Below are 25939 nucleotides of genomic sequence, written 5' to 3'. Positions count from 1 at the left end.
CGAGCTACCTCACTCGGTGGGTTTCGGGTGGGACGGCCCCGCCGCGACGATCCAGACGATCCGGCGTTCCGGATCCGGGCAGTACCAGATCCGTCCTCCTGCGGTCACCTCGTACTGCCACTGGAGCAGAGACCGCCCGCTCTCACCTGCCGGCTGGCCAACGGTCCTCTCAGGCGATGCTGTCGTGAAGGGTCGTCCGGCTGCGTGGGCCGCTCGGTGAGGATGACCCAGGCCTCCCAGGTGTTGGACCGGGCGGACTGGCAGAGCTGCTCCCACCCCTTAGCCGCCCCCGAGGTAGCGAAGCGGGCCTCCCACCCGCCGGGTCGCCCCGGCGGTGCGACCCGGTCACCACGCTTGGCTCCCACCCTCACTCCCCGGGCCGGGCACGGGACCGTGGTCCTCGGACAGGGGCTCGCTGAGTTCCCGTACCAGGACGGGGTCTGTGTAGACGGCGGCAGTGGCCTTCCACTCCCGGATCGTCTGCGCCAGAACCGACCACTCCCCCAAGTCGGCCGAGATCCGCGCCGCGGTGACGAAGTCGGTGACGAACTGAGGAAGATCAGCCTCCGGTAGGAGCCCGAGCCATGGAAACTCCTCCGTCAGCACCTCGACGGCAACCTCGTGAGGTAGGTGCGCCAGTGCGTTCCGAAGGGCTCGGGCAGCGGCCACCGCTCCCTCACCGGCCGCCACGAGTCGGTCCTCCCGGGTCAGCAGTAGCGCCGCCCCGTCCCGTCTGCGGACCCGGACGTCCCCCGAATCAGCTAGCGCGGCCACGCTCTTGGGATCTCGCTGCAACTCGCTCCACTGAACTTCTCTCGTCGCCGCCACGCCTGAATTCTGAACTTATTCAGATGTCTTGGCAAGTGGATCGCCGTGATTCCTCAGTCGTCGAGTCACCCGGTGCCCGTTACCCTGCCGGAGGTGGACGGGTGTGTGTTCTGCGAGGTGGTGGCCGGGCGGGCACCGGCGTCCCGGGTGGCCGACGAGCCGGACGGGGTGGCGTTCCTGGACACCCGACCGGTCTTCAAGGGGCACGTCCTGGTGGTGCCCCGCCGTCACCTGGTGACGCTCGGCGACCTGCCGGCCCCGACGCTGCCCGGCTACTTCGCTCTGGTCCGGCGGATCTCGCTGGCGGTGGAGTCCGGTCTGGGGGCCGGCGGCACCTTCGTGGCGATGAACAACAGGGTGTCCCAGTCGGTGCCGCACCTGCACACCCACGTCGTCCCCCGGACCCGTGGCGACGGGCTGCGCGGGTTCTTCTGGCCCCGGACCCGCTACGCCGACGACACCGAGGCCCAGGGGTACGCCGCCCGGATCGCCGCAGCCCTGACCGCCGGGGCCTGAGCCGCAGCCCTGGCCGGGGCCTCAGACCGCAGCCCTGGCCGGGGCCTGAGCCGCAGCGGGGCGGGTAAGGAAGCCGGGTCCGCCGGTGTTGCACGCGGGGAGAGGTACGAAAGGAGTTCCATCGTGTTCCTTCGCCGCATGAAGGCCGATCTACCCACCCCTGACCAGGCTCTGCCCGGTCGCCCGCTGGCGATGCCGGTCGCCGACCGCCACGAGGTGCTGGGCACCCCGCTGAAGCCGCCGTTCCCGCCGGGCACCCAGGTCGCGGTCTTCGGAATGGGCTGCTTCTGGGGCGCGGAGCGACTGTTCTGGACGCTGCCGGGGGTCGTCACCACCTCGGTCGGCTACGCCGGTGGGATCACCCCGAACCCGACGTACGAGGAGGTGTGTTCCGGCGGGACCGGGCACGCCGAGGTGGTCCAGGTGGCGTACGACCCGTCGACGATCAGCTACGAGGATCTGCTCAAGGTCTTCTGGGAGAACCACGACCCGACCCAGGGCATGCGCCAGGGCAACGACGTGGGCACCCAGTACCGCTCGACGATCTACGTGACCACCGACGACCAACTGGCCACCGCGCAGGCGTCCCGGGACGCGTTCGCACCGGTCGTGGCGCGGGCGGGGAAGGGCGAGATCACCACCGAGATCGACCGGTTGGGTGACTACTACTTCGCCGAGACGTACCACCAGCAGTACCTGGCTCCGTCGAAGAACCCGGACGGCTACTGCAACCACGGCCCGAACGGGCTCAGCTGCCCGGTCGGGGTGGCCCGGACCGGCGTGTGACCGCCTGAATCGACGAAACCCCCGGCACCCGCGTGGGTGCCGGGGGTTTCGGGTGTCTGCGGTCGAGTGGACAGGATGAGCTTCGGCCGGAAGTTGGCCCATAATCCAAGGCCGCAGTCGAAGCCGGCGACGTCCTCGACGCCGACGAACTCGCGGCATTTCTCCTGCCGCCGTTCGGAGGCACCTGGTCGGCCAGGCGGGGCATGTACCGCGTCCTCTACGAGATCGACGAGGACGACCGCGTCGTGACCGTGACGGCAATGGAACACCGCGCCGACGCCTACCGGTCGCGTTGATTCGAAGGCGGGGCTGATCCGGGCAGAACGGGTGAGGAAGCGGGCATTCTTCGAGGAGTGAACTCGGGCGGTCGACCGACGGTGTTGGTCGACCGCCCGACGTCGTGTGCGGCGCCTACTGACCGACGAACACCACTCGACCAGGGGTTTCTTCGGGGGTGGATCTGCGCCGGGACGGGCTGGATCGAAGATCCCGGATCGGTGGCTCTTGTCACAGCCAGAGCGCCACATAGGCTGACATTTCACCACGCGACCAACTTCAACCCCCGCTTAGCCAAGTCCGCCAAAAAAATCTCTACTATATCAAATAGAAGTTCCTCTGTCACCAACCAAACGGGCAATGTTCGGGCACCGCTGGCAGCATTTCCTCCATGTGCGGACTGTCAGGAGAGTTCCGACGAGATGGTTCCCGCGCCGACGTGTCGGCCGTGGAACGCATGGCGGCGACGATGAGCGACCGGGGACCGGACGACGGCGGGATGTGGTCCCAGGGGCGGGTGGCGCTCGGCCACCGCCGGCTGAAGATCATCGACCTCTCCGCCGCCAGCGGCCAGCCCATCGTGGATCCGGGTGCCGGACTCACCGGCGTCTTCAACGGCTGCATCTACAACTATCAGGAGCTGCGGGCGGAGCTCCAGAGCAGGGGCCACCGGTTCTTCTCCTCCGGCGACAGCGAGGTGGTGCTCAAGGCGTACGCCGAGTGGGGCACCGACTTCGTCGACCACCTGGTCGGCATGTTCGCCGTCGCGATCACCGAGCGGGCGACCGGCCGACTGGTGCTGGCCCGGGACCGGCTCGGCATCAAGCCGCTCTACCTGACCGAGACCCCGACCACCGTGCGCTTCGCCAGCACCCTGCCCGCCCTGCTCGCGGGCGGCGGCGTGGACACCACCATCGACCGGGTCGCGCTCGCGCACTACCTCAGCTTCCACAGCATCGTGCCGCCGCCCCGGACCATCCTGCGCGGGGTCTCCAAGCTTCCCCCGGCCACCGTCCGGGTCTACGAGCCCGACGGCCGGGTCGACGAGCGGGTCTACTGGTCCCCCTCGTTCCTCCGGGTCCCCGAGCGGGCCGACTGGACCGAGCGAGACTGGCAGGACGCCCTGTCGGACTCGCTGACCACCGCCGTACGGCGCCGCATGGTCGCCGACGTGCCTGTCGGTGTGCTGCTCTCCGGTGGGCTGGACTCCAGCCTGGTGGTGGCGCTGCTGGCCGGGGAGGGGCAGCGGGGGCTGTCCACCTTCTCCATCGGGTTCGACGCGGTGGGCGGCCGGGAGGGCGACGAGTTCCGGTACTCCGACGTGGTGGCGAAGACCTTCGGCACCGACCACCACCAGATCCGGGTCGCCGCCCATGACCTGGTCGGCCCGCTGGAGGCCGCCGTCGGTGCGATGGCCGAGCCGATGGTCAGCCACGACTGCGTGGCCTTCTACCTGCTGAGCCAGGAGGTCGCCAGGCACGTCAAGGTGGTGCAGTCCGGCCAGGGGGCGGACGAGATCCTCGGCGGCTACCACTGGTACCCGCCGCTGGCCCGGGTCGACCGCGACGCCGCCCTGGACACGTACGCCTCGGCCTTCTTCGACCGGGACGCAGCGGGGCTGGCCCGGGTCCTCGACCCGGCCTGGCTGGCCGACGGCGACCCGGCCCGGGAGTTCGTGGCCGGGCACCTGTCCCGTCCCGGGGCCGAGACGGCTGTCGACGCCGGCCTGCGCCTGGACACCCAGATCATGCTGACCGACGACCCGGTCAAGCGGGTCGACAACATGACCATGGCCCACGGCCTGGAAGCCCGGGTCCCCTTCCTCGACCACGAGTTCGTCGAGCTCGCGGCGACCTGCCCGCCGGAGCTGAAGCTGGCCCAGGGCGGCAAGGGCGTCCTGAAGGAGATCGGTCGACGGGTCCTCCCGCACGAGGTCATCGACCGGCCGAAGGGTTACTTCCCGGTCCCCGGCCTCACCCACCTGGAGGACAAGCTCCTCGACCGGGTCCACGACGCGCTCACCGCCCCGGAGGCGCGGCGGCGGAACCTGTTCCGTCCCGACTACGTGAAGAACCTGCTCGACGCCCCGAACGCCGAACTCACCCCGTTGAACGGAAACAAGCTGTGGCAGCTCGGACTCTTGGAAATGTGGCTCCAGAGTCACGGAATCGACTGACCGTGACTGACACCCTGGCGACCGGCGTGGCACGAACCGACCGGACACGCGCCCGACGCAGGTACGAACGGGTCGGCCCCGGCGGGGACCCCGTGGCCCCGCTCAACGGTGTGGCCCACCGCGAGCACCCGGCCGACGAACCGAGCGTGGTACTCGACTGCGGGTGGGGGCGGTTGGTCTTCGGGCAGACCTTCACCGACCAGGCCGCCGTCGCCGACGTCCTGCGGTCCGAGGCTGCCGGGGCCCGGGACATCTGCATCTACCTGCGCGACCCCCACGTCCTGGTGTCCCGCCTGCCGGACGAGCTGTTCATCGACCCCTCGTTGACCTTCCGGCTTCCCCTCGGCCCGGGCCGGGTGAGCGGGGGCGACGCCCCGGACGGCACGGACGGCATCGGCGACCCGGGTCGTCCGGCCGTCGAGGAGACCGCCCAGGCGGCCGAGCACGGGGACGTCCCCGGGCTGCGGATCCGGCGGCTGCGCGACGTGGCCGACGGGGACGCGGTGAACCGGATCTACGCCCGCAACGGCATGGTCACCGCCCCGGTCGAGGTCCTGGTGGACAACGCCGGCACCGACCGGTTCCTGCACCTCGTCGCCGAGACACCCACCGGGGAGATCGTGGGCACCATCACCGGCGTCGACCACGTGGCGGTCTTCGGAGACCCCGACAACGGGGCGAGCCTGTGGTGCCTGACTGTGGACTTCAACCAGGCGCCCCCCGGGACCGGTCAGGCTCTGCTCCTGGAGCTGGCCGCCCGGCTGACCGACCGGGGGCGGTCCTTCGTGGACCTCTCCGTCCTGGCCGACAACGACGGGGCGATCCGGCTCTACGAGCGGCTCGGCTTCTACCGGACCGCCACCCTCTGCGTGAAACGGAAGAACCCGATCAACGAACGGCTCTTCCTCCCGGCCACCCCACAGGGGTACGACGAGCTCAACCCGTACGCGAAGATCGTCGCCGACGAGGCGATGCGGCGGGGCATCCGGGTCGAGGTCACCGACCCGATCTGGGGTGAGCTGCGGTTGAGCAACGGGGGACGGACCGTGCACACCCGGGAGTCGCTGTCCGAGTTGACGTCGGCGGTGGCGATGAGCCGCTGCGACGACAAGCGGGTCACCCGACGCATCCTCACCTCGGCCGGGCTCGACGTACCCAGGGGTCGGACCGCCACCCGGGACGACGGGGACGCGGCCTTCCTCGCCGAGGCGGGCCCGGTCGTGGTCAAGCCGGCCCGGGGTGAGCAGGGCAACGGCATCACCGTCGGGGTACGCACCCCGGAGGCGCTGGCCGACGCCGTCGACCTGGCCGCCCGGTTCTGCCCGGAGGTGCTGATCGAGGAGATGTGCACCGGGGAGGATCTCCGGGTCATCATGGTCAACCACGAGGTGGTGGCCGCCGCCGTCCGCCGTCCCGCCGCGATCACCGGGGACGGGGTCCACTCCATCGAGGAGCTGATCGAGCGGCAGAGCCGTCGGCGGGCCGCCGCCACCGGCGGTGAGTCCCGGATCCCTGTCGACGACATGACCCGGGAGGTGGTGAACGAGGCCGGGTACGCGATGGAGGACGTCCTGCCCCAGGGTGAACTGCTCACCGTCCGCCGGACCGCCAACCTGCACACCGGTGGGACCATCCACGACGTGACCGAGGAGCTGTCTCCGGCGATCGTCGAGGCGTGCGTGGCGGCCAGCCGGGCGCTGGACATCCCGGTGACCGGGCTGGACCTGCTGGTGCCCGCCCACGACCGGCCGGAGTACGTCTTCATCGAGGCCAACGAGCGCCCGGGGCTGGCCAACCACGAACCCCAGCCGACCGCCGAGCGCTTCGTCGACCTGCTGTTTCCCGGTACGAGAGCACCGCAGCGGTTGTGGTCTCCGGCCGGTGCGGCACCATCGGGAGAATGACGGTACGCGACATCTCTCCCCTTAAGATCGATCTTGACTACCTGCAGCAGGTGCTGTGGGAACTGTTGGAGATCCCCAGCCCGTCGGGGCGGACCGACCACATTCAGCAGTACGTGGGTGAACGACTCTCGGCGCTGGGGATCCCCTCCACACTGACCCGTCGGGGCGCCCTCAAGGCCCACCTCCCCGGCCCCCGCGACACCGGGGCCGACCGGGCTCTCGTGGTACACACCGACACCATCGGGGCGATGGTGAAACGGCTGAAGGAGAACGGCCGACTGGAGGTGAGGTCCGTCGGGACCCACAGCGCCCGTTTCGTCGAGGGTGCCCACGTCCGGATCTTCACCGACGACCTCGACCAGGTGATGACCGGTCAGGTCCTGGCGTTGAAGGCCAGCGGGCACCGGTACAACGACGGCGTCGACCAGCAGGGCGTCGGCTGGGACCAGATCGAGGTACGCGTCGACGAACGGGTCTCCGACGCCGCCGGACTCCGGGCACTCGGTGTCGACGTCGGCGACTTCGTGGCGATGATGCCCGCTGCGGTCTTCACTCCCACCGGCTACCTCAAGTCCCGGCACCTGGACGACAAGGCCGGGGTGGCTGCGGTCCTGACCGCCTTCAAGGCCCTGGTCGACGCCGGGGTGACCCCGGGGGTGACCGCTCACCTCCTGGTCACCGTCACCGAGGAGATCGGACACGGGGCCAGTCACGGCCTCGACCCGGACGTCGCCGAGATCGTCTCGGTGGACGCGGCGGTGGTCGGCCCCGGACGACAGTCCCGCGAGGACGCCGTGACAGTGGCCATGAGCGACGAGGTGGGACCATTCGACTACCACCTGACCCGGAAGCTGGCCGAGATCGCCGCCGCACACGACGTCAACCTGGTCCGGGACGTCTTCGACTACTACCGCTCCGACCTGGCGGCGGCGGTGGAGGCCGGGGCGCACGCCCGGGTGGCGCTGCTCGGCGTCGGGGTCGACGCCACCCATGGTCACGAACGCACCCACCTGGAAGGGCTGCGTCACCTGACCCAACTCCTCTGCCTCTACCTCCAGAGCGACCTGGTCTTCCCGGAGTGGGACGCCGAGCCGGAGGGCGACCTGGCGGACTTCCCGTCCCTGTCGGTCCAGTCGGCCGACGAGGACGGCCCCAAGGCGGGGCCGATCGGGGTCGACTGACCCGGCCGGGCGGGCTCCACCCGGCCGCCGCCACGTCGACCCGCGACCTTTCGATCACTGTCCGTGACCTTCCCCACCTCGACCGGAATCTGCGAAAAATCAGTACCGGAGGGGGCCTGATCGTGGGTAGCGTGGCGGTACACGGGAAAGGAGGTGGTCCAGACTTGTATAGCAATCGGACTCGTGAGGTGGCTGTCCGCTAGCCGCTGTCCTCGACAGTGAATCCCGTCCGCCGCGAGGCGGGCATCAGCACCATCGTCGAGACCGTGTGGCAGCGGTGCGGCGAAACCACGACAGCCACCCGACCCCCGGGGTGCCGGCCCAAGTCCAGTCGGCCCGCGCGAGAGCGTGGAAGCCCCGGGGGTCGCTTCATGTCTGCGGAGGCCCGCCGTGTCCATGCGTGAGCTGGTGGTGCTCGGAACGGCCAGCCAGACGCCGACCCGACGCCGCAACCACAACGGGTACGTCCTGCGCTGGGACGACGAGGTGATCCTCTTCGACCCGGGCGAGGGCAGCCAACGTCAACTCCTGCACACCACCGTCACCGCCACCGACCTGACCCGGATCTGCGTCACCCACTTCCACGGCGACCACTGCCTGGGGCTGCCCGGAACCATCCAACGGCTCAGCCTGGACCGGGTCCCGCACCCCGTGGCGGTGCACTTCCCCGCCTCCGGTGCCGAGTACTTCGCCCGGTTGCGGCACGCCAGCGCCTTCCACGAGACCGCCGAACTGGCAGTCGAGCCGATCCACGCCGACGGGCAGCGGATCCCCCTGCGCTGCGGCACCCTGGAGGCCCGTCGGCTGCACCACCCGATCGAGACGTACGGCTACCGGCTCGTCGAACCCGACGGCGTACGGATGCTGCCGGCGCGGCTGACCGCGTACGGGATCACCGGACCGGCGGTCGGTGAACTGTCCCGCCTCGGCCACCTCGACGTCGACGGACGACGGGTCACCCGGGACGAGGTCAGCGAGCCCCGACCCGGGCAGCGGTTCGCCCTCGTCATGGACACCGGACTCTGCGACGGGGTCTACGCCCTGGCCGAGGCGGCCGACCTGCTGGTCATCGAGGCGACGTTCCTGAACTCCGAGGCCGCCCTCGCCGCCGAGGTCGGGCACCTCACCGCCGCCCAGGCCGCCCGGGTCGCCACCGAGTCCGGGGTACGCCGCCTCGTGCTCACCCACTTCTCCCAGCGGTACGCCGACCCGACCCGCTTCGTCGACGAGGCCCGCGAGCACTTCACCGGGGACCTCGTCGTCGCCGAGGATCTCGCCACGGTGCCGGTCCCGCCCCGGCGGTAGCCTCGGCCGGGTGACCATCACTCTGCGCGACGCCACCGTCGACGACCTCACCTCGGTCGGGGCACTGCACCACAGGTCGCGGGTGGCCGCGTACTCCGCCTTCCTGCCGCCCGAGGCGCTGGCCGCCCCTTCCGGCGAGGCGATGGGGTGGTACTGGGTCGAACGCTGGGGATGGGAACGGGACGACCACCGGATGACAGTCGCCGAGCGGGACGGCCGACTCGTCGGGTTCAGCTACGTCGGTCCGGACGACGAGGGCGACCCGGACACCGGCCTGCTCCACGCCATCCACCTCGACCCCGCCGAACGGGGCCGGGGCACCGGCCGAGCCCTGATGATCGACGCGTTGGACGCCATCCGGGCGCAGGGCTGGCACCGGGCGGGTCTGTGGGTCCTGGAAGGCAACACCGGCGCCCGCCGGTTCTACGAGCACGGCGGCTGGCAGCCCACCGGCGAGAGCCGGCCCGAGGTCTTCGGCGGCACCCCCACCACCCACCTCCGCTACACCCGCCCGCTGTGAGGGAACCCCTGCTCACCGAAGGGTGACGGCGGCGCGCCGGGAGGCCGAGACGGGATCGGCGGCACGGTGGCACGGTGGCACGGTGACGGCGGCACGGTGACGGTGACGGCGGCGCGCCGGGAGGGTGACGACGGGGTGCCGGGACGCAGGCGAGGCCGCCTCCGGGTGGGAGGCGGCCTCGGTCCGGGGTCCGGTTGCGGGGTGGCGGGTCAGCGGGCCCCGAGATGGGCCAGCAGATCCTGTCGGGTCAGTACGCCCTTGGGCTTGCCGTCGACCAGGACCAGGGCCGCGTCGGACTTCTCCAGCAGACCGACCGCCTCGCTCACCGGCTGCCCGCCACCGATCATCGGCAACGGGTCGGCCATGTGCCGCTCGATCGTGTCGTGCAGGTGGGCCTGCCCGGTGAAGAGGGCGTCGAGAAGGTCCCGCTCGGCGATCGAGCCGGCCACCTCACCGGTGACCACCGGGGGCTCCGCCTTGAGCACGGGGAGCTGGGAGACGCCGTACTCGCGCATGTAGTCGATGGCGTCCCGGACCGTCTCGGTCGGGTGGACGTGGACCAGCTCGGGGATCCCGTCGGGCTTGTCGAGCAGGGCGTCGGCCACCGTGGGCTCGGCCTCCTCGGTGGTGAGGAAGCCGTACCGGGCCATCCAGGCGTCGTTGAAGATCTTGGAGAGGTAGCCCTTGCCGCTGTCCGGCAGGAGCACCACGATCACGTCGTCGGGGTCCGCCTCGCGGGCCACCTCCAGCGCGGCGACCACCGCCATCCCGCAGGAACCACCGACGAGCAGCCCCTCCTCGCGGGCCAGCCGCCGGGTCATCTCGAACGACGCCTTGTCAGACACCTCGACGATCCGGTCCGCGACGCTCCGGTCGTACGTCGTCGGCCAGAAGTCCTCCCCGACCCCCTCGACGAGGTAGGGGCGACCGGTGCCGCCGGAGTAGACCGAGCCCTCCGGGTCGGCGCCGACCACTGACACCCGCCCCTGCGAGGACTCCTTCAGGTAGCGGCCGATGCCGGAGATGGTCCCCCCGGTGCCCACCCCGGCCACGAAGTGGGTGATCCGTCCACCGGTCTGCTCCCACAGCTCCGGGCCGGTCGTCTCGTAGTGCGAGCGCGGGTTGGCCGGGTTGCTGTACTGGTCGGGCTTCCAGGCGCCGGGGATCTCCCGGGCCAGCCGGTCGGAGACGTTGTAGTACGAGCGGGGGTCCTCCGGGGCGACGGCGGTCGGGCAGACCACCACCTCGGCCCCGTACGCCCGCAGCACGTCCTGCTTGTCCTGGCTGACCTTGTCCGGGCAGACGAACACGCACCGGTAGCCCTTGAGCTGGGCCACCAGGGCCAGCCCGACACCGGTGTTGCCGCTGGTGGGCTCGACGATCGTGCCCCCGGGCCGGAGGATCCCGGCCTCCTCGGCGTCCTCGACCATCCGCAGCGCGATCCGGTCCTTCACCGAGCCACCCGGGTTGAGGTACTCGACCTTGGCCAGGACGGTGGCCCGGATCCCGGCCGTGACGTTGCGCAAGCGCACCAGCGGTGTGTTGCCGATCATCTCGACGACGTTGTCGTAGTACTGCACCTCGTTGTGTCCCTTGCGTCGGCACCGGCGACAGCGCCGGGCAGTCGGCTGCTCCGCAGCCCAGGGTACGGGGGATCAGCCGACGGCATGACCCGGGATGACGGAGCCGCCGGCGGCCTCCCACTCCAGGAAGCGCTCGGTCTCGGCGAGCACGGTCCCGGCCAACCAGGTGATCACCACAGCGTCGTCGACCAGCCCGAACACGGTGAGCATCAACTCGGGCACGAGGTCGACGGGCGAGGCCACGTACGCCACGGCGGCGGTCATCATGGCCAGCCGGAGGCCACCGTCGTAGTCGCCCTTGACGCTGGCCCTGATCATCCGGGGCACCGCCGCGATCCGGGTCCCCAGCGGCGGCCCGCCCCGGGTCCCCGCCGCCAACGCCCGGCCCAGTGCGGTGAACGCCGCGGTCCGCTTCAGAGTCCTGCCCATCTCGACACCTCTTCTCTACCCCCGACCATCGTGGGCCATCGAAGCACGCGTCCGCCACCCGGTCGCACCCGCCGACGTCGGGCACTGTCGGAAACCCGTACCCCGATCGTCGCCATCCCGGCACCCACCGGCCACGACGAGTGCGGCAGGGTGTCGTACGAACGAGATAATGTCGCGGTATGGGGGTCGCTGCTGGTTCTGTCGCACCGACGGGCCCACGCCGACAGCTGGCCCGGCGGATCGTCCGGGTGGCCGCGATCGGCACGGGCGCCACTGCGGCGACGTTCGCCGCCACCACCGGTGTGCTCTTCGGGCAGGCCCGCGCAGCACGCCGGTCGATTCCCGCCGCCGAGGCCCCGCCACCCCGCTGCGACGGTGTCTACGGGGCGAGGTTCCCCGGCCCGCCACTGACGGTGGTGGTCCTCGGGGACTCGATCGCCGCCGGGTACGGCGTGCACCGTCGCCGGGAGACCCCTGGCGCCCTCCTGGCCACCGGGTTGTCCCGCCGTCTGCGCCGCCCGGTGCGGTTGCACCGGTTCGCTGTGGTCGGGTCGCTCTCCGCCGGGCTGAAGCCGCAGGTCGAATCGGCCCTTGAACACTCGCCGGACGTCGCGGTCATCCTGATCGGCGGTAACGACGTCACCAACCGGAGCCCGTTCGCGGTGGCCGTACGCCACCTGGTCGACGCGGTCCGCACCCTGCGGGAGTCGGACTGCGCGGTGGTGGTCGGCACCTGCCCGGACCTGGGGGCGATCCGGCCGATCCAGCCCCCGCTGCGCTGGCTGGCCCGCCGGTGGAGTCGCCAGTTGGCCGCCGCCCAGACGGTGGCGGTGGTGGAGTCGGGCGGGTGGACGGTCTCGCTGGCCGACCTGCTGGGTCCCCGGTTCACCGCCGAACCCACCCGGATGTTCGCCTGGGACCGGTTCCACCCCTCCGCCGAGGGGTATGCGATGGCGGCCGCCGCGTTGCTCCCGACCGTGTTGGCAGCGCTCGGCGGTGGGCCGGAACGGCGTCCGCTCACCCTCGGTGAGGGGGTCAGGTCGCTGCCGCAGGCGGCCCGGGAGGCGGCCCGCAACGCCGGCACCGAGGTCAGCGGCACCGAGGTCAGCGGGCGGGAGCGGGGGCCCGCGGGACGATGGGCGCAGTTGCGTCGCCGTACCCTCTTCGGTGCGGGCCCCGATCCTCGGGCCGGCAGCCACGGGGACGAGGGGGTCACGACCGGCGGGGCCGATCCGGCCTCGACCGCCACCGGGGTCGGCCGACAGCCGGGCCCGGGGACGGCCACCGCCGAAACACCCACAGTGGAAGGACTGACATGAACAGTCACGTCATCCCTGGTCGGCTCGCCGCCCGGCTCGGTCGAGCGGCGGCGCTGTCAGTGGTCGCCGGAACGGTGGGAGGCGCGGCGGTCCTCGCCGGCGAGGCGCTCGTCGCCCGCCACCGCCGGTACGCCCAGCCGGAGCTGGGGCTCGCCCTGCGCGCCACAGTCGGTCGTTCCGGCGCTCCGGTGCTGCGTCTGGTGCTGCTCGGGGACTCGTCGGCGTTGGGCGTCGGGGTCGCCCGGCTGGAGGAGACAGTCGGCGGTCAGCTGGCCCACCTGCTCGCCGAGGGGCCGACCGGTCGGCGGGTCCACCTGTCCAGCGTCGGGGTCTCCGGTTCGCGCTCGGTCGACCTCTCCACCCAGGTGGCCCGGGCGCTGCTCGGCGAGCGGCCGGACGTGGCCCTCGTCCTGATCGGGGCGAACGACGCGACGGGCTTCGGTCGGCCCGCCGACGTCGCCGCGCATCTGGGCCTGGCCGTGCACCGGTTGCGGGAGGCCCGGGTCGAGGTGGTCGTCGGGACCTGCCCGGACCTGGGTGCGGCTCGGGCGATCGCCCCGCCGCTGCGCCAGGTGGTCGGCTGGTCCGGTCGGCGGATCGCGGACGCCCAGACGGTCGCCGTGCTCGACGCCGGGGGCACGGTGGTGGACCTGGCCGCCGAGACCGGCCCGGTCTTCCGGGCGGATCCGGGGACGTTCTGCCACGACGGCTTCCACCCCTCGGCCGACGGATACCGGCTCTGGGCCCACGCACTGCTACCCGCCGTGGTCGCCGCAGCAGCTGTCGCCACCCGCCAGTGACCGGCCCCGCCGGGGCGAGCCGGGGGGGGTGACGGTTCCCGCGACGGCAGTGACTTCCGCCGGATATTACCGGCGAGTTAACGTTGGCTCATGCCGACCGAGTCGTCCCGCGAAGCCGTCATCGTCGCCACCGCCCGCTCCCCCATCGGGCGGGCGCACAAGGGATCCCTGCGCGACGTCCGCCCCGACGACCTCGCCGCCACCGTCGTCCAGGCCGCCCTGGACAAGGTGCCCCAGCTCGATCCGACCGAGATCGACGACCTCTACCTGGGGTGCGGCCTTCCCGGCGGTGAGCAGGGCTTCAACCTGGGCCGGGTGGTGGCCACCCTCCTCGGGCTGGACACCCTGCCCGCCGCGACCCTGACCCGGTACTGCGCGTCGTCGTTGCAGACCACCCGGATGGCCATGCACGCCATCCGGGCCGGCGAGGGTGACGTCTTCGTCTCCGCCGGGGTCGAGTGCGTCTCCCGGTACGCCCGGGGCAACTCCGACGGGCTGCCGCCCGAGGCGCAGGCGTTGGTCGGGGGCGGCTGGGAGAACCCCCGCTTCGCGGCGGCCGGTGACCGGTCCGCCCGGCGGTCGAGGGGCGGCGCGGAGGTCTGGACCGACCCCCGCGAGGCGGGCGACCTTCCCGACATCTACCTGACCATGGGGCAGACCGCCGAGAACCTCGCCCAGCTGTACGACGTGACCCGCGCCGACATGGACGCCTTCGGCGTCCGCAGTCAGAATCTCGCCGAGAAGGCGATCGCCGACGGCTTCTGGGCCCGGGAGATCACCCCGGTGACCACCCCGGACGGCACGCTGGTCGGCGTCGACGACGGCCCCCGGGCCGGGGTGACCCTGGAGGGGGTGGCCGGGCTCAAGCCGGTCTTCCGCCCGGACGGCCGGATCACCGCCGGGAACTGCTGCCCGCTCAACGACGGAGCGGCAGCGGTGGTGGTGATGAGCGCCCGGCGGGCCCGGGACCTCGGGCTGACCCCGCTGGCCCGGATCGTCTCCACCGGGGTCACCGCCCTCTCCCCCGAGATCATGGGGCTGGGTCCGGTCGAGGCGTCCCGGCAGGCGCTCGCCCGGGCCGGTATGACTGTCGACGACGTCGACCTGGTGGAGATCAACGAGGCGTTCGCCGCGCAGGTGATCCCCTCGTACCGGCAGCTCGGCATCCCGGAGGAGAAGGTGAACGTGATGGGCGGCGCGATCGCCGTCGGTCACCCGTTCGGGATGACCGGTGCCCGGATCACCGGGACCCTGCTCAACGCCCTCGACTGGCACGACCGGACCATCGGCCTGGAGACGATGTGCGTCGGCGGCGGGCAGGGCATGGCGATGGTCCTGGAACGCCTGAACTGACCGGTCGACGGGTCAGAGGGCCCGGCGGGTGACGTTCAGCGTCTCGGTGGCGTGGGTCAGGACCTCGGCGGGTGGTTCGGCGGCGACCAGGTCGGCGACCACCACCCGGAGCTGGTCGGGGAGGCTGAGGTCGTTCTCCGCCCGGGGTACGGCCCGCCGTGGCCCGCCCTCCGCGTCGGCGGCCAGGTTCGCGATCTCCTGCACCAGCCGGTGTACCAGGTCGACCCGGGAGACGTCGCCGCTGGCGGCGGGGGCCGCCCAGCGGGGTTGCTGCCAGTGCCCCACCTGGTTGATCAGGAGATCCCTCGCCCGGGTCAGGTCCGCTGCACTCATCGACGTCGAGTCTACGGGCGACCCCGTCCGGGGACGGAAACGACCGACGCCGGACCGCGGCGCCGGGGCCGACCGACACCCGCCCTCGACCCGGCTTCGCGGCGCCCGGTCCGAAACGACCGACGCCCGCCGCCGCGAGGTCGCGGGGCGGGCGTCGGTCGACGGCGACGTGTCAGTCGTCGCCCTGGAAGTAGCTGAGCAGACGCAGGATCTCGATGTAGAGCCAGATCAGGCTGACCAGGATGCCGAAGGCGGCGGTCCAGGAGTAGCGCTGGGGCAGCCCCATCCGGACGCCCTCTTCCACCTCGTTGAAGCTGAGCACGAAGCTCAGGGCGGCGACGACGATGCAGACCAGGCTGAACCCGATGGCCAGCGGGCTGCCGTCGCGCAGACCGGTGTTGACGCCGAACAGGGCCAGCACCAGGTTGATCAGCATGACGGCGAACAGGCCCGCCATCACCGCGATCATGCCCTTGACGAACTTCGGGGTGGCTCGGATGACGCGCGCCTTGTAGAGCATCGTCATCAGGAAGAACACACCGAAGGTGGCGGTCACGGCCTGCAGGACGATGCCGCTGTAGAGCGCCTCGAACGTCTTGCTGATCATGCCGACGAAGACGCCCTGGACGACTGCGTACGCGACCACCAGGGCCGGGTTCGCCATCCGGGAGAACGAAATGATCATGCCGAGGACGAGGCCGACGACGGCGGCACCGATCCACGCGATGCCGAGCAGGGCATCGGGCATGAGCACCCAGGCCGCTGCGGCCGAGGCACCCACGATGGCCAGCAGCATGACCGTCTTGACCACCACGTCGTCCAGCGACATCGGTGTGACGGTCGGCGGTGCGGCCGGATAGCCGACGGGGGCACCCGGGTACTGCTGCTGTGGATAACCGGGCTGTCCGTACGGCCCGGTCGGAGCGTACCCGGCGGCCCGCTCCTGCTCGGCCGCCTTACCGAGGCGGGCGAGCACCGGGTTCGAAGTCTTCACTTTCAGGCCTCCCTCAGGGGGTCGTCGCACGTGAACGTGCACCCCAAGAGTAAACGGCCGAGGGTGCCGGGTGGGGATCGGTAAGCTGAAGGGAAGCTGAGAGTGTCGGTGCCCGGGGCGGGGGTCGAACCCGCACGCCTTGCGGCAGCCGCTTTTAAGGCGGCCGTGTCTGCCGTTCCACCACCCGGGCAGGGCAGCGCACCACCCGACGGAGCCGCTCACCCTGCCGGGGTCGAAGCCGCCCACCCCACCGGGGTCAGAGCCGCTCGCCCCGCCGAAGAGCGCAACGCCGACACACCAGATTACGGTCATGCCGGCACGCGGTGGTGCAGTGTCACCGTAGCGGGTCCGCATGAACCGGGCGTACCCGCTCGGCTCCGCGACACTAGGGTCGATCCGTGACCAGCGAAGCCCCCACGGCCACCGAGGACGGCCCCGCCCCGACGGCACCGCAGGCCACCCCGGGTCCCCGTCGCGTCAGGCTCCTCGCCGCCCTGGCCGGGTGTCGCAACGCCCTGGCCGTCGCGCTCGTACGCCACCGCGCCGACCTGCTGGTCGTCCTCGCCTTCGTCCTGTTCGCCGGTTGGCTCACCCACGGGCTGTGGCCGGACCCGGGTCGGCGGGTGCTCGCGCTCAACCCGGCTGACCAGGCGCTCTACGAATGGTTCCTGGCCGTGGACGCCCGGGCGCTGCTGGGCGACTTCGGGTTGGTCACCGACAAGCTCAACGCCCCGTACGGGGTCAATCTGATGGCCAACACCTCGGTCGTCGCACTCGGTGTCGTCTTCGCCCCGGTCACCCTGCTCTTCGGCGCCCCGGTCACCTTCGCGCTGCTCGCGGCGGGCGGGCTGGCGGGCACCGCGATCGCCTGGTACCTGCTGTTCGTCCGGGTCCTGCGGGCTCGACGGCTCGCCGCCGGCATCGGCGCGGCGGTGGCCGGGTTCGGGCCGGGGATGGTGTCGCAGACCAACTCCCACCTGCACATGACCGTCCAGTGGCTGATTCCGGTGCTGGTCTGGCTGGTGGTCCGGCTCCTCCGGGCCGCCGACCCGGGGCCGGACGGACCAGCCCGGCGACCGGGTGGCCCGGACCGGCGACGGCTGGTCACCTCCGCGCTCGGACTGGCCGCCGTGGTCAGCACCCAGATCTTCGTCGGCGAGGAGGTGTTGTTCCTCACCGCCCTGGTCCTGGTCGTGATGACTGTCACCTACGCGGCCTCCGACCGCGCCCTGCTGCGGCGGGCGCTGCCGGGTTTCGCCGGTGGGCTCCTGGTCGCCGCCGGGCTATCCCTGCTGGTGGTGGGCTACCCGCTCTGGGTGCAGTTCGCCGGTCCCCTCGGCGTCGCCGACGGGATCTTCAGCCCGTACCACTTCTCGGCCGACCTGGCCGGTTGGTGGACGCACTCCCCGCTGTCGGTGGCCGGTGGTCCCGAGGCGGACCGGCTGACCACCGGTCCGGCCGAGTACAACACCTTCCTCGGGTGGCCACTGCTGGCGGCCGGTACGGCAGCGACGGTCTGGCTGCTGGTGGGGTCCCGTACGCCCGAACGGGTCGGGCAGCGCCGGTTGGTGCTCGCCTGCCTGGTGGCGGCGGTGGTGATGGCGGCGCTCTCGCTCGGCCCCACAGTCGTCGTCGACGGGGAACGGACCGGGATCCCCGGGCCGTACCGGCTGTTGGCCGGTCTGCCGGTGGTGGACGGCGCCCTCCCGATGCGTTTCGCCCTCGCCGTCCTGCCGCTGCTGGCGACGGTGGCGACCCTCGCCGTCGACAGGGCCCTCCGCGCCGACGGGTGGGTACGACGACTCGTACCGGCGGCGGTGTTCGCTGCGGTGCTGCCGGTGACGCCGACCCCGCTGCCCACCGCTGACCGGCCGCCGCTGCCGGAGTTCGTCACCGGCGGGCACTGGCGGGAGTGTGTCTCCCCCGGCGGGGTGCTGGTCCCGGTGCCGCTGCCCACGCCGAGGCAGCCGTGGCCGATGCGCTGGGCGACCGCCGCCGACGCCGAGTTCCGCCTGCCGGAGGGGTTCTTCATCGGCCCGTTCGGCAAGGACGCGACGGCGGCGATGGGGGTCTGGAAACGCCCCACCTCCCGGCTCCTCGACGCGGTGGCCGAGGACGGCGTGCCGTCGCTGGGCAGCGAGCAGGAGCGACGCCAGGCGGCCCAGGACGCGCGGTTCTGGGAGGCCGAGTGCGTGGTCGTGACCGACGACGCACCGCACGCGCCGAGCCTGCGGATCACGTTGGAGCAGCTCTACGGCCCGGGTACCCGGATCGCCGACGCCTGGACCTGGCGGCCCTGATCGCCTCGCGGGGCCTGCGGTCACCCGCCCTCGACGACGAAGAGGACCCCGCCGCGAAAGGGACCCCGCACCGAAGAGGACCCCGCGACAAACAAGACCCCGCGTCCAGAGGACCCGGCGACCAACAAGACCCGGCGACGAGAAGGACCCCGCGCCACCGCGATCCGGTGACGGGGGTCCTTCCGCTGGAACTCAGGCCTGGCCGGCGCGGGCCGGGGGTTGGCTGGCGACCTCGAACTCCTCGCGCGGGTCGTGGAGCTGGCCGAGGGCGACCACCTCGCGGCGGAGGAAGAAGGCCAGGCTCCAGTCGACCACCACCCGGACCTTCCGGTTGAACGAGGGGATCCGGCTCATGTGGTACGTCCGGTGCATGAACCACGCCGGCCAGCCGGTCATCTTGATCCCGTACACCTGGGCGACGCCCTTGTGCAGGCCGAGGCTGGCCACGCTGCCGGCGTGCTTGTGCTCGTAGTTGACCGGTTCCCGACCCCGGATCACGTTGACGATGTTGTCGGCCATCCGGGACGCCTGGCGGACCGCGTGCTGGGCGCTCGGCGAGCAGAAGTTGCCCGGCTCCTTGGTCAGGTCCGGCACCGCCGCGCAGTCCCCGGCGCTCCAGGCACCCTCGACCGCCGTGTCGCCGTCCACGATCTGCAGGGTCGGCAGGCAGGTGACCCGACGACGCTCGTCACGCGGGAAGTCGGTGGCGTCCAGCATCGGCGAGGGCTTGACCCCGGCGGTCCAGACGATCGTGTCGGAACGGAAGCTGTCCCCGTCGGAGAGGACCACCTGCCCGTCGACACAGGACTCCAGCCGGGTGTCCAGCCGGATGTCCATGTTCCGCTTCAGCAACTGCTGCACCGTGTAGGCGCCCATGTCCCGGTCGACCTCGGGCAGCACCCGCTGGGTGGCCTCGACCAGGACCCACCGCATGTCCTCGGGCTTGAGCTCCGGGAAGTACTTGAGGGCGTCCCGGGCCATGTCCTCCATCTCGGCGAGCGCCTCGATCCCGGCGTACCCCCCGCCGACGAAGGTGAAGGTCAGGGCGGAGCGGCGAACCTCCTCGTCGAGGGTCGCCGCCGCCACGTCCAGTCGGTCCAGTACGTGGTTACGCAGGTAGATGGCCTCGCCGATGGTCTTGAACCCGATGCCGTGCTCGTGCAGGCCGGGAATCGGCAGGGTCCGGGACACCGACCCCGGTGCCACCACCACGTGGTCGTAGGAGATCTCCCGGGGCGGGCCGACGATCGACTGCACGGTCGCGACCTTGCGGTCGTGCTCGATCCGGGTCACCGCCCCGGCCACGATGGTGCACTTGCGCAGCTCGCGCCGCAGCGGCACCACGGAGTGGCGAGGGGAGATGTTGCCGGCCGCCGCCTCGGGCAGGAAGGGCTGATACGTCATGTGCGGCTGGGGGTCCACCACGATGACCTCGGCCTCGCGGCTGCTGAGCTTCTTCGACAGACGCAGGGCAGCGTAGAGCCCGACATGGCCGGCACCGACGACAAGGATCCGCTTCGGATTCACGTCATCCATCTTTCCCCGCCCGGCTCCGCCAACACCGCTCACGGCCCCCTTCTGTGACGGAGCACAACCCTGTGACCTGCACGACCCCACACAGGGTGACCGGCGCCACCGGTTTCGCCCCGCTCACGACACCGGAGTGCGACGGACGCCCGCCGTCGGTGGACCGGGGGGATCCGGGCGGGTTACGGCCGAGGTGTCGGGGTCGGCCCACTCGTCCCCCGCTGCGCCTTTTCGCAGCCTGAGGGCACCGCCGCCTGTCAAAACCCTTACTCGGGCCTACCGCATCGAGGCCGGCGGATTTCTGATGGTCTCAGCCAGGCCACAACCGCAACCCCGACCGGAAGGATCCAGATGCCCAGGACGAACAGGACGATCTTCGGCGCGGCAGTCGCCGTCACCGCTGTCCTGACGCTGCTCACCACCGGCCCCGCCCAGGCGGGACCGGGCAAGGACAAGGCCCCCACCGGCACCGCCGCCGTCGCCCTCGACGAGAGCCGCGCCCCCGACCGGACCGCCCGCACCGACGTCGTCTCCGCGCCCGCCGCCGAGGCAGCCCTGACGGCCGTCCAGTCCCGGATCGCCGACTACGTCGCCTCCCACGGCACCCGGTATTCGTTCGCCAGCTACGTCGACGCCACCACCGGAAAGATCGTCCTGCGCACCGACGCCCCGGCCGACGTCGTGTCGAAGGTGACCGACCTCTCCACCGGGAAGGCCGCGCAGCGGCAGGCGGCCGGCCAGATCCAGGTCAGCCGGGCCACCACCACCGACAGCTGGCACCGTCGCGACGACGTGCCCTCCTACTACGGCGGCGGCGGACTGCTCTCCGGGAGCGCCCTCTGCTCCTCCGGGTACGCCGTGCAGAACTCCGCCGGAACCCGGTTCATGACCACGGCCGGACACTGCTACGCCAACGGGGCCACCGTCCTGACCGAGTCCGGCCTCAACACGTACGGCACCGTCTCCAACCGGCGTCTGCCCACCGTCACCGGTCACGCCATGGACTTCGAGCTGATCGGCGGTTCGTCGTACGCCGGTCGGGTCTTCACCGGCGGCGTCACCAGCACCACCAGCATCCCGGTCGTCTCGGCCGGGGGCGCTGTCGTCGGGTTCACCGACTACTGCCACAGCGGCCGGACCACCGGTGAGAACTGCGGACACACCGCGACCAGCGTCACCGCCCAGGTCTGCACCCAGACCGGCTGCAAGTCGCCGGTCATCGCCTTCACCGGCGGAACCCTGAGCCAGGGTGGGGACTCCGGCGGTGCCTTCTACGTCAAGGACGCCTCCGGTGCCTGGATCCGGGGCAACGTGATCGCCGGGGGCGGCGGCACGAGCTACGCCCAGCCGTGGACCGTCCTCTCCACCGAGTTGGGCGTCAGCATCGTCCTCGGCTGATCGGCAGCACCCGGACCGAGCCCGCTGCTCGTCCGAGGCTGGGAACCGCGACGTCGGTTCCCAGCCGCTGCCGTCCCGGGTCCGCTCCCGCCGTCGTGGTCCGCTGCCGTCGCGGTCCGCTTTCGCCGTCGTGGTCCGGCCCTCGCCGTCAGCGGACCGTCAACGGCCAGGGGCCGCCGTAGGACTCCACGACCGCCCCCTCGTCGGTCGTGACCACCACCCGGGCGTACAGCTCGTAGCTGCCCGCCGGGGCGGGGCCGCCACCCGACTCGCAGAGCACCAACGGAACCACGCCGGGAAGGGTCCGGGCCTCGCCGGGCCGCAGATCCCACCGGACACCCACCGCATCCTGCGGCCCCGGCAGGGCCACCACCCGGCCCTGCCGGACGAGGAACACGTCGGCGGCACCCGGGGCGACCACCCGTACGGCGTCCCGGCTCTCGACCTCGACCTCCCCCTCGACCACCTGCCGACCCGCCGACACGGCGGCGGGGAACCGCCCGGTCACGGTCAGTCCCCCGGCGGTGGTGGGACGCAGGGCCTGCCCGCACTCCACGACGGCGGGACCCGTGACACCGGTGGGGTCCACCGGTGCCGGCTCCCGCGTCTCGGACTCCGCTCCGCCGCCCGCCGGCTCGGCCGCGCCACCGGTGGAGCCACCGTCGGCACAGGCGGCCGAGGCGAGCACGAGCACGAGCCCGACCAGGACCATTCGACAGGCACCTCTCACCGGGTGGCGCATGGCGACACTTCCCCTCACGACTGGACAGGTCACCTGTTGGACCGGTCCGACGCCGCAGGGGTTCCCACCGCCACCGACCCACCCGATCGGGTGACCGGGGGTCACCGACGGCGCAACAACCACCCGAGCAGGGCACTCAACCCCACCGCCACCAGCAGCCCGACGATGGTGGCGGTCCGGAAACCCGCACCCGACCGGAGCGCACCGGCCTCGGCGAGCAGGACACCGAGGACTGCGGAGGCGAGCACCACCACCCCCGCCCGCAGCAGCCAGCCGACGATCACGTCCGGGTCGACCACCGCGTCGTACGGCAACAGAGCCGCCAGGGCGCAGAGGGTGTGCGCCAGGTACAACGTCGCCGCGAGCGCCAGGAGCTGCCACAACACGATCGGGCGACCGAACCCGGCGGTGGCGAGCAGCCACCCGGCGACGGTGAGCAACGCCGCACAGGTCGGCCAGAGCCGACCGGGGCCGAACGCCGGCAGCAGGGCGGCGACGACGAGCGCCACCATCCCCCGCCCGGCGAGCACCTCCGGTGGGTACGCCAGGAGGAACCCCACCAGGGTGGCCGCGAAGATGCCGAGCCGGACGAGCAGGGGGATCAGGGTGATCCGGGTGATCGCGTGTCGCCAGGCCCGTACCCGTGCGGTGATCGCGGTCATCGTCCCCACCCGTCTCCACGGCCGACGGCCGGGAACCCGTTCCGACAGGCCGTCACCGGGCACCCACCCGGGGGGCGGTGGCCAGCCGGGCCACGTCGCGCAGCACCTCGTCCAGGCTGCCCGCCCCGGCCCACTGGACCACCGGGACCCCGTGCTCGCGGAGCTGCCGGATCATGGTGTCCCGGTCCAGCGACCACAGCCGGTACGCCACCTCGTCCCACCCCTGGGTGGCGGGCGGGGTGAGGCCGGTGGGCAGGGTGTCCACCGCCACCACGAACCGACCCGACCCGGCCAGCCGGGCCAGCATCTGGGCCGACCGCTCGTCCAACAGCGGGGTGAGGACCACCACGAGGGCGTCCGAGGAGAGCAGGTGCGGGCCGAACACCTGGTCGTACGGCTCGTGCGGGGACGGCTCGGCGTGCACGTCGAGCAGCCACTCCAGCACCGTCAGGTACTGGCGACGACCGGAGGCCGGACGCAGGCGACGGGCGGAGGGGCCGTACTCCAGCAGCGACACCCGGTCGCCCCGGTGCAGGTAGTGCTCGGAGATGGCGGCGGCGGCCCGGACGGTGGTGTCGAGCACCGACGCCGCCCCCTCGATCCCACCGGAGCGACCTGCCTCGGCGAGGAGGTCGAGCAGGACCACCACCTCGGCGTCCCGGTCCGACAGGGTAGCCGCGACGTGCAGCTTCCGAGCCCGCAGGGAGACCCGCCAGTCGATCCGACGCAGCCGGTCACCCGGGGCGAAGACCCGTACCCCGGCCAACTCGCCACCCTCACCCGGCCGCCGCGAGTGGTGCGCGCCGACCAGGCCGGCGGCGCGGGGCATCGCCTCCACCGCGTCGAACGGATCGGTCCGGGGATAGACCCGGACGAGTTCCGGCTCGACCACCGCGATCCGGGACATCAGCAGGCCACCACCGGCGGCGGCGCGGGCACCCGCCGGTCCGACCGGGTGCCGTCCCCACCGTCGGGCCGTCCCCTCCACCGTCACGTCCACCACCTCCTGCGACGGTACGGAGGTCACGAGCGGCCGGTCCACGCCACGCCCGGCACCCAGGTCCAGCCGTACGCCCCCGAAGGCGAGCCGGGTGCCGCGCAGCCACGGGCTCACCCGGGTCCGGACCACCGCCAGGTCGTACCCGGTCGACTCCGGGTTGCCGACGCTGATGACGCTGCGGACCTCACCCCCCTCGACCAGGTGCCCGTCGTCGGTGGTGAGCCAGACCTGCGGTGTGGCCGACGGCCGTCGACGCAACCCGTACGCGGTGCCGAGGGCGAACGGGGTGGCCAACACCACCAGGTCCACCCGGCCGAGCAGGACCCCGGCGATCAGCAGCAGCCCGGTGAGCAGGATCGCCCGTCCCAGCGCCCAGGTGGGCGCCCAGCCGGTCGCCGACTCCCCGCCCATCAGCGTCCGGGCCGACCGGCGTGGTTGGGCAGGGCACCGCTGGCCGGGGCCGGGGTGCCGTCGAGGACCTCACCGACCACGAAGGACGGATCGACCCGACGGAGCCACATCTCCGGGCGGAGGGTGATCCGGTGGGCCAGGGCCGGAACCGCCACCTCCTTGACGTCCTCCGGGACGACGTAGTCCCGCCCAGCCATCGCCGCGCGGGCGCGGGCGAGCAGGAGCAACGCCAGCGAACCCCGGGGGGAGGCACCGACCAGCACCGACGGGTGCTCCCGGGTGGCGGCGGCCAACGACACGACGTACCGGCCGACGGAGTCCTCGACCGCCACGTGCTCCAGGGCCGCCTGCATCGCCAGCAGGGTCCGGGCGTCGACCACCGGTTTGATCACCGCCTCCTCCCGGCGACGGGCCATCCGCCGCCGCAGGACGTCCCACTCCTCGTCGTGGTCGGGGTAGCCGAAGGAGACCCTGATCAGGAACCGGTCCAACTGCGCCTCGGGCAGCGGGTACGTGCCCTCGTGCTCGATGGGGTTGGCGGTGGCGAGGACGTGGAACGGCTCCTCCAGGCGGTAGGTGACCCCCTCCACCGAGACCTGCTTCTCCTGCATCGCCTCCAGCAGGGCGGACTGGGTCTTGGGCGGGGTCCGGTTGATCTCGTCCGCGAGGAGCATGTTGGTGAAGATCGGCCCGGCCCGGAAGGAGAAGTCCCCGTTGCTCTGGTCGTACAGGAAGGAGCCGGTGACGTCGGCGGGCAGCAGGTCCGGAGTGAACTGGAGACGTCGGAAGTCCAGCCCCAGCGCCTGGGCGAAGCACCTGGCGGTGAGCGTCTTGCCCAACCCGGGAAGATCCTCCAGCAGGACGTGCCCACCGGCCAGGACACCGGCGAGGACCAGTTCGAGGGCGTCCCGCTTGCCGACCACGACCGAGCCCACCGCATCCAGCACCTCGCGGGCGAGGTGGCCGACCTCGGCGGGGGGCATGATCCGGTCTGCGTCGTTCATATCTTCTCCAGGTCGGCGACGATCACCGCGAGGTCGCGCGGCGACGGGGTGCGTCGGGGCGGATTGTTGAGGAAGGTCCAGAGTCGGTCGCCGAGCAGGACCTGCGCCCGCCCGGGGTCGGAGTCGCGGGTCAGGCCGTGCCGCTGACGAAGTCGCTCGTCGGCCAGCTCGCCCAGCCGGGGCAGGATCACCTCTGCGAACCGCTCCGGCCGACGCGCCGACCCCTCCAGGGGCTGCGCCCACCTGTTCACAGCGGTCCGCAGCGCGTCGCTCGCCCCCCAGTTCCAGGTGCCCGGCTCCTCACCGGAGTTCAGCCGGTTGCTGGAGCGCCGGGGCGGAGGATTCATCCCACCGGTGATCCGGTGGACGAACTGGACGGCGAGCACGCCGAGGACCACCACCTCGAAGCTGACGATCAGACCGACGGCGCGCAGGACCGCCACCACGACGGCGGTGATCGCCCCGGTGGCGACGAGGAACTTCAGTACCGTACGGACCCGCCCACCCCGACGACGCTCCGGACGCGCCGGGCGCTCCTCGGCGGAGCTGAACAGGTCGTCGATCCCCCCGACCCGCTCGCTCATGCCGCCAC

24 protein-coding genes and 1 tRNA gene are annotated in these 25939 nt (G+C 71.9%); 13 read left to right on the top strand and 12 right to left on the bottom strand.

Translation table 11 applies throughout. The features are described from left to right. Positions 1 to 345: 345 nt before the first annotated feature. A complete protein-coding gene (locus tag WHN02_RS09175) occupies positions 346 to 828 on the bottom strand; it encodes a hypothetical protein (protein WP_434742939.1) in 483 nt (160 codons plus the stop codon). A gap of 93 nt (positions 829 to 921) precedes the next feature. Here WHN02_RS09175 and WHN02_RS09170 point away from each other — a divergent pair, with 93 nt between their 5' ends. From WHN02_RS09170 to WHN02_RS09135, 8 genes are all read left to right on the top strand, one after another. Beyond that, entirely contained in the window at positions 922 to 1344 is a 423-nt protein-coding gene (locus WHN02_RS09170; protein ID WP_434743884.1) for an HIT family protein, read from the top strand. Positions 1345 to 1467: 123 nt separating this feature from the next. Continuing rightward, positions 1468 to 2130 carry a peptide-methionine (S)-S-oxide reductase MsrA gene (gene msrA, locus WHN02_RS09165; protein WP_434742938.1) on the top strand — a complete coding sequence of 221 codons (663 nt, stop codon included), beginning with the start codon at positions 1468 to 1470 and terminating at the stop codon, positions 2128 to 2130. A 203-nt stretch (positions 2131 to 2333) separates the two neighbouring features. Further along, positions 2334 to 2426, top strand: coding sequence for a type II toxin-antitoxin system RelE family toxin (locus WHN02_RS09160; RefSeq protein WP_434742937.1), 93 nt, complete (start codon positions 2334 to 2336; stop codon positions 2424 to 2426). A 371-nt stretch (positions 2427 to 2797) separates the two neighbouring features. Beyond that, positions 2798 to 4582 carry an N-acetylglutaminylglutamine amidotransferase gene (locus WHN02_RS09155; RefSeq protein WP_434742936.1) on the top strand — a complete coding sequence of 595 codons (1785 nt, stop codon included), beginning with the start codon at positions 2798 to 2800 and terminating at the stop codon, positions 4580 to 4582. Positions 4583 to 4584: 2 nt separating this feature from the next. Beyond that, positions 4585 to 6486 (top strand): N-acetylglutaminylglutamine synthetase, encoded by a 1902-nt coding sequence (gene ngg / locus WHN02_RS09150; protein ID WP_434742935.1) that lies wholly within the window; start codon positions 4585 to 4587, stop codon positions 6484 to 6486. Continuing rightward, positions 6483 to 7667, top strand: a complete 1185-nt coding sequence (locus WHN02_RS09145) for an osmoprotectant NAGGN system M42 family peptidase (RefSeq protein WP_434742934.1) — start codon at positions 6483 to 6485, stop codon at positions 7665 to 7667. Before ngg ends, WHN02_RS09145 begins: the two co-directional genes overlap by 4 nt. 390 nt (positions 7668 to 8057) lie before the next feature. Then, the gene (locus WHN02_RS09140; protein ID WP_434742933.1) at positions 8058 to 8972 is read left to right on the top strand and encodes a ribonuclease Z; all 915 of its coding nucleotides are present in this window, start codon (positions 8058 to 8060) and stop codon (positions 8970 to 8972) included. 10 nt (positions 8973 to 8982) lie between these two features. Beyond that, positions 8983 to 9492: a GNAT family N-acetyltransferase gene (locus tag WHN02_RS09135; protein ID WP_434742932.1), complete on the top strand. Its 510-nt coding sequence runs from the start codon at positions 8983 to 8985 to the stop codon at positions 9490 to 9492. A 209-nt stretch (positions 9493 to 9701) separates the two neighbouring features. Here the strand turns inward: WHN02_RS09135 and WHN02_RS09130 are convergent, their stop codons facing one another. Then, entirely contained in the window at positions 9702 to 11072 is a 1371-nt protein-coding gene (locus WHN02_RS09130; protein ID WP_350896290.1) for a cystathionine beta-synthase, read from the bottom strand. A 75-nt stretch (positions 11073 to 11147) separates the two neighbouring features. Beyond that, positions 11148 to 11504, bottom strand: a complete 357-nt coding sequence (locus tag WHN02_RS09125; protein WP_350896289.1) for a YkvA family protein — start codon at positions 11502 to 11504, stop codon at positions 11148 to 11150. 179 nt (positions 11505 to 11683) lie between these two features. On the opposite strand from WHN02_RS09125, the gene WHN02_RS09120 reads away from it, so the two are divergent. The 3 genes from WHN02_RS09120 (at position 11684) to WHN02_RS09110 (ending at position 14976) form a co-directional block, all read left to right on the top strand. Beyond that, a complete protein-coding gene (locus WHN02_RS09120; protein ID WP_434742931.1) occupies positions 11684 to 12823 on the top strand; it encodes an SGNH/GDSL hydrolase family protein in 1140 nt (379 codons plus the stop codon). Further along, positions 12820 to 13623 carry an SGNH/GDSL hydrolase family protein gene (locus WHN02_RS09115; protein ID WP_434742930.1) on the top strand — a complete coding sequence of 268 codons (804 nt, stop codon included), beginning with the start codon at positions 12820 to 12822 and terminating at the stop codon, positions 13621 to 13623. The genes WHN02_RS09120 and WHN02_RS09115 overlap by 4 nt, the downstream gene beginning before the upstream one ends. A gap of 90 nt (positions 13624 to 13713) precedes the next feature. Continuing rightward, complete coding sequence (locus tag WHN02_RS09110) at positions 13714 to 14976, top strand: acetyl-CoA C-acetyltransferase (protein ID WP_434742929.1); 1263 nt, start codon at positions 13714 to 13716, stop codon at positions 14974 to 14976. Positions 14977 to 14988: 12 nt separating this feature from the next. Here WHN02_RS09110 and WHN02_RS09105 read toward each other — a convergent pair whose 3' ends face one another. The 3 genes from WHN02_RS09105 to WHN02_RS09095 form a co-directional block, all read right to left on the bottom strand. After that, positions 14989 to 15309, bottom strand: a complete 321-nt coding sequence (locus tag WHN02_RS09105) for a hypothetical protein (protein WP_434742928.1) — start codon at positions 15307 to 15309, stop codon at positions 14989 to 14991. A 172-nt stretch (positions 15310 to 15481) separates the two neighbouring features. Beyond that, positions 15482 to 16303: a Bax inhibitor-1/YccA family protein gene (locus tag WHN02_RS09100; protein ID WP_350896284.1), complete on the bottom strand. Its 822-nt coding sequence runs from the start codon at positions 16301 to 16303 to the stop codon at positions 15482 to 15484. A gap of 109 nt (positions 16304 to 16412) precedes the next feature. Beyond that, a tRNA-Leu gene (locus WHN02_RS09095) sits at positions 16413 to 16493 on the bottom strand. A 208-nt stretch (positions 16494 to 16701) separates the two neighbouring features. On the opposite strand from WHN02_RS09095, the gene WHN02_RS09090 reads away from it, so the two are divergent. Continuing rightward, positions 16702 to 18603: a hypothetical protein gene (locus WHN02_RS09090; protein ID WP_434742927.1), complete on the top strand. Its 1902-nt coding sequence runs from the start codon at positions 16702 to 16704 to the stop codon at positions 18601 to 18603. A 192-nt stretch (positions 18604 to 18795) separates the two neighbouring features. Here the strand turns inward: WHN02_RS09090 and WHN02_RS09085 are convergent, their stop codons facing one another. Then, positions 18796 to 20130, bottom strand: a complete 1335-nt coding sequence (locus WHN02_RS09085) for an NAD(P)/FAD-dependent oxidoreductase (protein ID WP_350896314.1) — start codon at positions 20128 to 20130, stop codon at positions 18796 to 18798. Between the two features lie 351 nt (positions 20131 to 20481). Here WHN02_RS09085 and WHN02_RS09080 point away from each other — a divergent pair, with 351 nt between their 5' ends. After that, positions 20482 to 21528 (top strand): hypothetical protein, encoded by a 1047-nt coding sequence (locus WHN02_RS09080; RefSeq protein ID WP_434742926.1) that lies wholly within the window; start codon positions 20482 to 20484, stop codon positions 21526 to 21528. Positions 21529 to 21676: 148 nt separating this feature from the next. On the opposite strand, the gene WHN02_RS09075 is transcribed toward WHN02_RS09080, so the two are convergent. The 5 genes from WHN02_RS09075 to WHN02_RS09055 all read right to left on the bottom strand — a co-directional run bounded on the left by WHN02_RS09075 (position 21677) and on the right by WHN02_RS09055 (position 25931). Beyond that, the gene (locus WHN02_RS09075) at positions 21677 to 22240 is read right to left on the bottom strand and encodes a hypothetical protein (RefSeq protein ID WP_434742925.1); all 564 of its coding nucleotides are present in this window, start codon (positions 22238 to 22240) and stop codon (positions 21677 to 21679) included. 131 nt (positions 22241 to 22371) lie between these two features. Further along, a complete protein-coding gene (locus tag WHN02_RS09070; protein WP_434742924.1) occupies positions 22372 to 22932 on the bottom strand; it encodes a hypothetical protein in 561 nt (186 codons plus the stop codon). A 52-nt stretch (positions 22933 to 22984) separates the two neighbouring features. Then, the gene (locus tag WHN02_RS09065; RefSeq protein WP_434742923.1) at positions 22985 to 24343 is read right to left on the bottom strand and encodes a DUF58 domain-containing protein; all 1359 of its coding nucleotides are present in this window, start codon (positions 24341 to 24343) and stop codon (positions 22985 to 22987) included. Further along, positions 24343 to 25347 (bottom strand): AAA family ATPase, encoded by a 1005-nt coding sequence (locus tag WHN02_RS09060; RefSeq protein WP_434742922.1) that lies wholly within the window; start codon positions 25345 to 25347, stop codon positions 24343 to 24345. Before WHN02_RS09060 ends, WHN02_RS09065 begins: the two co-directional genes overlap by 1 nt. Beyond that, positions 25344 to 25931: a hypothetical protein gene (locus WHN02_RS09055; RefSeq protein WP_434742921.1), complete on the bottom strand. Its 588-nt coding sequence runs from the start codon at positions 25929 to 25931 to the stop codon at positions 25344 to 25346. Before WHN02_RS09055 ends, WHN02_RS09060 begins: the two co-directional genes overlap by 4 nt. Between the last annotated feature and the right edge of the window lie 8 nt (positions 25932 to 25939).

Origin of the sequence: Micromonospora sp. SH-82, assembly GCF_051132485.1 — a bacterium.
Taxonomy (GTDB): Bacteria; Actinomycetota; Actinomycetes; order Mycobacteriales; family Micromonosporaceae; genus Micromonospora.
This window is presented reverse-complemented; position numbering and strand designations above follow the sequence as displayed.